At 68.1% G+C, this 1,187-nt stretch carries 1 protein-coding gene; it reads left to right on the forward strand.

Features of this window, described 5'->3' with window-relative positions:
- On the forward strand, positions 1-1,187 hold a 1,187-nt coding region (locus KRX52_RS19610), incomplete at both ends, for a tandem-95 repeat protein (protein ID WP_217683416.1).

The following is a 1,187-nucleotide window of genomic DNA, read 5'->3' on the forward strand; positions in this document are numbered from 1 at the left end:
TGACCTACACCGCGGCCCAGCTGCTCGGCAACGACAGCGATGTCGACGGCGACAGCCTGAGCATCGCCAGTGTCACCAGCGGTGCGGGCGGCACTGCGGTGCTGAACGCCGACGGCACGGTGACCTTTACCCCGAACGCCCACTTCAACGGCGTGGCCGACTTCACCTACACGGTGACCGACGGCAAGCTGACCTCCAATACCGCGACCGTCACGGTCAACGTGGCGGCGGTCAACGACGCGCCGGTGGCGGTGGACGATGCGATGACCGTGGTCGAGGACACCCCGTTCACTTCCAGCATCGAGCTGGACGCCAACGACAGCGACCTGGACGGCGACAGCCTGTCGGTGGTGGCCGGCACCTTCACCACCGTGAAGGGCGGCACCCTGGTGCTGGCGGCCGATGGCAGCTACACCTACACCCCGGCGGCCAACTTCCACGGCACCGACTCGGTCGACTACACCGTGACCGACGGCAGCCTGAGCGATGTCGGCACCCTGACCCTCACCGTCACCCCGGCGAACGATGCGCCGGTGGCGGTGGACGATGCGGTGACCGTGGTCGAGGACACCCCGTTCACTTCCAGCATCGAGCTGGACGCCAACGACAGTGACCTGGACGGCGACAGCCTGAGCGTGGTGGCGGGGACCTTCACCACCGCGCAGGGCGGCAGCATCACCATCGCGGCCGATGGCAGCTACATCTACACCCCGGCGGCCAACTTCCACGGCACCGACACGGTGGACTACACCGTCACCGACGGCAGCCTGACCGATATCGGCACCCTGACGATCACCGTCACCGCGGTGAACGATGCCCCGGTCGCGGTCGACGATGCGGCCAGCACCGCCGAAGACAGCGTGCTGACTGGCAGCGTGCAGCTGGACGCCAACGACAGTGACCTGGACGGCGACAGCCTGAGCGTGGTGGCGGGGACCTTCACTACCGTGAAGGGCGGCACCCTGGTGCTGGCGGCCGATGGCAGCTACACCTACACGCCGGCGGCCAACTTCCACGGCACCGACTCGGTCGACTACACCGTCACCGACGGCAGCCTCACCGATGTCGGTACCCTGACGCTCACCGTGAGCCCGGTGAACGACGCGCCGGTGGCGGTCAACGACACCCTGGCGGCGACCGAAGACACCGCGGTGACCTACACCGCGGCCCAGCTGCTCGGCAACGAC

Origin of the sequence: Geopseudomonas aromaticivorans (assembly GCF_019097855.1) — a bacterium.
GTDB classification, from domain to species: domain Bacteria; phylum Pseudomonadota; class Gammaproteobacteria; order Pseudomonadales; family Pseudomonadaceae; genus Geopseudomonas; species Geopseudomonas aromaticivorans.